General features: G+C 41.8%; 6 protein-coding genes. All 6 read right to left on the bottom strand.

Annotation, left to right across the window (positions count from 1 at the left end):
• Positions 1-215: 215 nt before the first annotated feature.
• A complete protein-coding gene (locus NI468_RS11325) occupies positions 216-1,133 on the bottom strand; it encodes a hypothetical protein (protein ID WP_253101936.1) in 918 nt (305 codons plus the stop codon).
• Positions 1,134-1,170: 37 nt separating this feature from the next.
• A complete protein-coding gene (locus NI468_RS11320; protein ID WP_129716469.1) occupies positions 1,171-2,304 on the bottom strand; it encodes a toxic anion resistance protein in 1,134 nt (377 codons plus the stop codon).
• A 16-nt stretch (positions 2,305-2,320) separates the two neighbouring features.
• Entirely contained in the window at positions 2,321-3,112 is a 792-nt protein-coding gene (locus NI468_RS11315) for a hypothetical protein (RefSeq protein ID WP_004279021.1), read from the bottom strand.
• Positions 3,113-3,453: 341 nt separating this feature from the next.
• Entirely contained in the window at positions 3,454-3,858 is a 405-nt protein-coding gene (rnk, locus tag NI468_RS11310) for a nucleoside diphosphate kinase regulator (protein ID WP_004279022.1), read from the bottom strand.
• A 505-nt stretch (positions 3,859-4,363) separates the two neighbouring features.
• Positions 4,364-5,614: a serine hydroxymethyltransferase gene (gene glyA / locus NI468_RS11305; protein WP_005103619.1), complete on the bottom strand. Its 1,251-nt coding sequence runs from the start codon at positions 5,612-5,614 to the stop codon at positions 4,364-4,366.
• 154 nt (positions 5,615-5,768) lie between these two features.
• Entirely contained in the window at positions 5,769-7,016 is a 1,248-nt protein-coding gene (locus NI468_RS11300; protein ID WP_253101933.1) for an alpha/beta hydrolase, read from the bottom strand.
• Positions 7,017-7,026 lie beyond the last annotated feature (10 nt).

The raw sequence follows: 7,026 nt of genomic DNA, 5'->3' as shown, positions 1-7,026 counted from the left end.
AAATTATCAAAGTTCTGTTGCTTTAGCCTGTATATTTTTATGGCTACCTTTATAGGGTTAATTATGAACAGTAAATGTCAACAGACCCTAAACCTAGTTTTTTTACTGCCTTATTTAAATTTTTGAACTGTGTTAAGCAAGTTGAATAGGTTATCTTAAAAATAGCGTTGAAATTTCATCAAAAAATGCTCCCTATTCAGGAGCATTATGGGAAATTAATGAATCCGCTGTTCGATACGCAGGGAACGACCCTTGATTGAGTTGGCCAAGAAAAACAAGATTAAGCTGAGTAGCGCCGATAAAATAGCGACACCAATAATGACCAGCTTCGTGATCTGACTTAACTGATCCGCCTGTTGTACCTGCGTATTTACACTCTTGGCGACTGGTGTCATGGCTTGACCATAGACCTGTTGCTGCATAGTCCAGATTTGTTCAGGCTTGAAACCATATTGTTCAAATTTAGGATCCTGTTTTTCTGCCTCAACCAAGTTTAAAACATAGGGTTTTGCGGCAGATAAATCCTGCGGCTTATGCAGCAATGCCGTTTGCGCCAGTAAATAAGACTTTACTGGTGCAGCAATCTCTGAATCGGCCAGATAACGGGCAATTTCACTGTCATTGATATTGCTGTCGTAATACACCACTTGCTGATAAGCATCATCCCGATCATTACGTAGATCATGCTGCCAGTAGGTTAATCCCGACCAGATCACGATAAAAGCAATCAGCCAGGCGACAAATTTCAGCACAAAAGACTGAAAGCGCACATAAAAGAAACGCAACTTTTTCAGTAAGCCAATCACAAAAAATGCGCCGATAAAAGAGGCAAAAATTTTAATAATCAGCCAGCCAAACCAGCTCAGTAAACTAAAAAAATAATCCGGACTATCACCAATGCTGGCCAGTGTGGCATCTACACTGACCGGTAAATGCAACTGCTGAACTTCAGTACTCAGGCCAAAAAAGCCATAGACCAGTTCCTGCTGGAAAAATAGGCTAATGATTGAAGCTATAAATATAGTAGAGGTAGTCAAACCCAATAGCATCAAATTGCGTTGACGTTTCTTGAGTGCAACTACCCCCTGCTTGATGTCCTGAGGCTTAACGGCGTATTCATCTAAGGGCGGCAATCTCTACTCCTTCTTTCAGATTTTGGCCCCACCTGATTTAGTTGGGCTTGGATCCACTGGTACTTGATTCAATCACCAAATGATTCAGATTATCCTGCAAAGCTTTCAAACGCACGGTTGCTTCTGTGCGTTTTTGTACACCTTCTTTCTGGATCTGAATCACATCATTTACAGTTTTAATGAGGGTGTTTTGCACATGTTCAAGCGTTTCGATGTCAATCACTGAACGCTGGTTGGCTTTAGCCGTATCAACCGAGTTCTGATGTAACAGGTCAGCATTACGGCGCAGCAGCTCGTTGGTAGCATCATCAATGGTATTGGCCAGCTGTACACTGTTCTTCTGTTCACTCAACGAAATCGCCAGACTGATCTGGTTTTTCCACGCCGGTAAAGTAATGTTTTTAATCGCATAGAACTTGTCGACCAACATCAGGTTATTCGACTGGATAATCCGGATCATTGGCAAGGTCTGCATCGCAGATTGCTGCAATACCTGTAAATCACTGACACGTTTTTCCAGATTATTGGCCAGATGGTTCAGGTCATAAATTTTCTGGGTGGTGCTCTGATCTTGCGGCAAGGCGGTTAAAGCGGAAATTTCCTGTTGCAGCTCCTGTTCGCGTAAACGTCCTGCGGCGATATGCACCCCGAGCTGTTTATATTCATCCTGTACCCCGTCAAACATTTTATCCAGGGTATCAACACGTGCTTTCAAACCGGATTGCGAGGTTTCAATCTCTTTCACCAGTACATCTAACTGCTCTTTAGTGGTATTGAAATGCGCATCAAAGTTATCTTTCGCACCTTTGAATTTACTGATGATATTGCCAAAAAAACCCGAGCTTTTCTTTTTATTGAGAATACTGCTGGTATTTAGCTGCTGCGCCACCTGTACCACCTGATTCAGCTTCTGTCCTGTCGCATCCAGATCTCTATTTTGCACCAGATTCAGTAATTCATCGGTATAGGTCGAAGTTTTGGTCGCAATATTTTTACCATACTCAGCCACGCTGTTATGACTCATGTTCTGCAACTCTTTACGTGCAGCCAGCACCTCCTGAAAGTCAGCAGGCTGCAAGCCCAGTTCTTTCAGGTCCATTTGCTGGAATTTTTGTTCGACCAGTTCATTCGAGCTTTCAACAGGTAAATTTACTAAATCAGACTTGGTCATAGTTCACCTTATATTGTTATGTTTTCGAGGGTTTCTCGAGGGATTTTTTTAACGTTTTAATCAGACTCTCACGGCTATTATCAAGTTTTTCCAGATCACTTGTCGAGTGTTTCGTCTGGCTTTGTTTGACATGATATTGCCAGGCCGGAATCAAGACCTGCTGTGCTTCCTTAAAGCGATCCAGCAGGCTAAAGGAAAGCTGCTGCGAAAGCTGCATCTGGGTAATGGCGATGTCATTACTGCTTTGCAAGGTACGTAAGGTATTAATTTTCTTGGAGAGGCGTTCTGAAAAATTATCCAAGGGATGCTGGTTTTTGACGAATAGCGGATATTCAGACAGAAACTCGTCTGCTGCGACAATGTGCTTGGCCATCTGTTCGCGCAACCCCAAAAGCTGCTGAAAACGTGACTGCGATTTCTGAATTTCAATCTGCAATTTACGGCTTAAGTGATCGGCCTGATCGAGCAAACGGTCTAGCCGTTGATAATATTCCACCTGACTTGAGCCATAATCCAGATCGATGCCTAGCCATTTCTGTAGGGCATTAAATTTACGTTTTTTCAGATATTTTTTAGATTCTGCCAAAGCCTGAATCAATTGCTCAATGGTATGGCTTAACTGTTGGGTCAAGTGCGGGTCTACACCATTCAGTAGAACGGACTGTGCCTGAATCAAAGCATCTGCATAATGATTCAGCCCATATTGATTATCCAGTACAGGCACAAGCTCATTACGCTTAATCGCCAGAATTTCCTCACGATCAAGCATCATGTCAGTCAAGGCAGGTAGAGCTTCAAAGCGCGACATGGTTGAGGCGATATCCTTTAAAAAAAGTGAAACAAAGAAGTCTAGAACATCTTCGAATGTAGCAAAAAAACAGACTGCGTTGTGTATATTTATCCAGAAATTCGTTACATCACTTTAACTAAATCCATGTTTTATCTTTATTTTAATTATGATTTTGGCAAGACAATCCAATTACAGAGATAAATGGCTACGTAGCATCTTGAGAATTGTTTAACTTTAAGCATTTAGAACTTTAAAATGTATTCAATCTGATCTAAATGCTTACAACACCAGGTTTTACTTAAAATCCATATACAAAAAAGCCATATTGCTATGGCTTTCAAGGATGATCCAACGCTGGCTTAAAGATAATCCCCTTCGCTCTCCGGCTGAAACAGCACTTTTTCAATGGTCACTTTCATGGTATTACCATCCGGTTGTGGCCATTCAATGGTTTGACCTTCTGCTAAGCCCAAAATGGCTGCACCTATCGGTGCGATGACATTGACCTGCCCCTTTTCACCTTTAAATTCGTGTGGGTAAACTAGTGTCACCTCAACAGCTTCCGTAGAAGGTGCAATGGTCAACAACACACGGGAATGCATGGTTACGATATTGCTTGCGATCGCTTGCGGCTCGACCACTTCGGCACGTGCCAATTCATCCTCTAAGCGGATCATGGTTTCGCTCAGCTTGCTCTGATTCTCCAGCATCGTTTCCAGACGATGTAAATCTTGCTCAGATAAAATAATGTTGGGTTTAGTCATCCTTATTACCTTGTTTAATGCATAAATGAAAAATTAATCAATCAACCGCCAGCAGCATTTTTAAATACAGGATTTACCCATATTCAAATGATACCGATCCATATAACGTTTAAATAAAAAGAATGATGTCATTCACGGCGCTTATATCAGCACCACCTTACAGTAACATGGGATTCACTCAAGCGCTTCATCTACCATGATCTTCAGCTCAATAACCTATTATTTTTAAAGTGTCAGGTTCTGAAAATAATTCCTGTAAATAATTTCAAGCAAAGCATGCAACGAATGCATTCATTCTTTTAAAGCATTTAAAAATACAAATAGTTGATAAAAGACTTTAAGCCAGATTGAGAAAAACTCAATATGATTTTATTGATGACTCAATCTCTTACGGCATGGAAATTGATCTATATAAGCCCGATCAAGTCTAAACATCTTTTACATCGTTATTTTTACAGCTATAAAAAAAGCTCCCGGTTGGGAGCTCCTTTCCGTTTATAAGCGATTATGCATAAACTGGGAATTTAGCACATACCGCTGCAACTTTCTCTTTCACCGCGTTGATAACAGCTTCATCGCCTTTAGCATCTAGGATGTCAGCGATCCAGCCTGCAAGTTCACGCACTTCAGCTTCGCCAAAACCGCGAGTTGTTACTGCAGGTGTACCGATACGGATACCTGAAGTGACGAACGGAGAGCGTGGATCGTTTGGTACAGAGTTTTTGTTCACAGTAATGTGAGCAGCACCTAACCAAGCGTCAGCTTCTTTACCTGTGATGTCTTGTTTGATTAAAGACAACAAGAACAAGTGGTTTTCAGTACCACCAGAAACTACGTCATAACCACGAGCGATTAATACTTCAGCCATTGCTTTCGCATTCACAACTACTTGTTGCTGATAAGCTTTGTATTCAGGTGCCATTGCTTCTTTGAAGCAGATTGCTTTCGCAGCAATCGCGTGAACCAAAGGACCACCCTGGTTGCCTGGGAATACAGCCGATTGAAGTTTCTTCTCGATTTCTTCGTTTGCTTTCGCAAGGATCAGACCTGAACGTGGACCACGAAGTGTTTTGTGAGTCGTAGTCGTAGTAACGTCAGCGATTTGCACCGGGCTTGGGTAAACGCCAGCGGCAACCAGACCTGCAACGTGAGCCATATCAACAAATAGGTAAGCGCCAACTTTGTCCGCGATGTCACGGAAACGCTGCCAGTCAACGATTTGGCTGTATGCAGAGAAACCAGCAACGATCATGCGTGGCTTGTGCTCAAGCGCCAAACGCTCAACTTCTTCGTAATCGATCTCGCCAGTTTCAGGGTTTAAACCGTACTGAATCGCATTATATGTTTTACCAGAGAAACTTACTTTTGCACCGTGCGTCAAGTGACCACCGTGAGCAAGGCTCATACCCAGAACTGTATCGCCCGGGTTAAGAAGCGCTAAGTAAACTGCTGAGTTTGCTTGTGAACCAGCATGTGGCTGAACGTTAGCATAATCAGCACCAAAGAGTTCTTTAGCACGGTCAATCGCCAATTGTTCGATAACGTCTACATACTCGCAACCGCCATAGTAGCGTTTACCTGGGTAGCCTTCCGCATATTTGTTAGTAAGTTTTGAACCTTGAGCTTCCATAACTGCTGGTGAGCAGTAGTTTTCAGAAGCGATTAGCTCAATATGAGCTTCTTGGCGAGCATCTTCATTCGAGATTGCTTGAGCTAATTCTGGATCAAATTCAGCGATAGAGATATTGGCAAACATTAGCGAGGTCCTATTGATTTAGGGCTTTTAAGCCGTGCTAAGATTGGCGCGTATTGTAGCATGAAGTTTTAAATTTTCGATCATGAACTTTATTCAGTTTGCAATAAAAATGGCTCATGTCTAAAAAAACATGAGCCATTCAGATAAAAATAAGTTATTGAATTGGCATTAGAGATTTTACATCTGAAATAATATTAGGAATATTCAGTGCATAGACACTACCATGATCCCATTTAGTTACATTTGACTCATCCGTAATATAACGTACTGAAGTTTGTTTCTGATTGGCGAGTGCAACTAAAACATCTGTTGCTGCTTTGGGAACGGTACTATCTGCTGAACCCTGATAAATAATCACTGGCGTAGAAACTTTAACAAGTAAAGGCTGAGAATATTTTTCTAAGAAGCTCTTTACGACTGGAATACTCATAAAGTTAGTTTGAGTACGAGGATAATTATTTACTGAGTTATTATTTGATTGTGCATAAGCATACATTGCAGTACCAAATTTCTGGCCTAATACATCATAACAGTCAGTTTCTGCATTTTTTGCGATTTCATCGGTTGGCGTTTTAAAAATCTGACTATATTGCAAATTTGGGTTCGGGTTACGCAAACCAGCAACAATCAGTGCAGTAAAGGTATCTAAAGATGCTAAAGTTCCAATTTTTTTATCCAGATTTGTTTCTTGTCCCGCCTGTTGTTCACCTCCTGTCAAAATCAGATTGAAATTTGAAGCCGGTGCTAAAGCTACCGTACCTTTATAGGTCATCTTAGAAGCACGTGCTGCATATTGCGCAGCGCCTAAAGCTGCTTGGCCACCTTGAGAATGCCCTACTGCAACCCATTGATTAGACGCTTGTGAACCTAAATAGTTTCGTGCAGCCACGACTGCATCAGTAATAGAATAAGCTTCGCTTTTCAGATGCAAGAAAGGATGAAGTTCTTTTCCACTCGGCTCTCCTAAACCTTCATAGTCAGGTGCCACTACAATATAGCCAGCTTGGAGAAACCCGCCAATCATGGCTTTAATATAATCATTCAGCGCTTTTCGACTCGGTGCACACTGATCAGCTACCCCGGTAGTTCCATGTGCCCATGCCACAATTGGCCAGCCTGTAGCTGGAGGTGTTCCCTCGGGTGTGAAAACTAATGCAGTAGCTTGTGTTTCCTTACCATTAATTCCTAACATCTTATAAGTCATGATCACACTTTCGTCAGCGATCCCGGAGAGATCCGTTTGAGTATAGGCTACAGGTGTTGCCACGACTGGATTATCGATATTATTTACTGGAACAGCAGGTTTGGACTCGTAAAAACGATCATTATCACTATCATCGTTACAAGCAGTTAAGGCTACACTTAATGTGAGAAGAGTACAGGTCAATACTTGACGTTTCATCGATCTTATC

It is taken from the genome of Acinetobacter lwoffii (genome assembly GCF_024129355.1).
Classification (GTDB): domain Bacteria; phylum Pseudomonadota; class Gammaproteobacteria; order Pseudomonadales; family Moraxellaceae; genus Acinetobacter; species Acinetobacter lwoffii_I.
The sequence above is the reverse complement of the archived record's forward strand: the minus strand, read 5'-3'. Positions and strand labels throughout refer to the sequence as shown.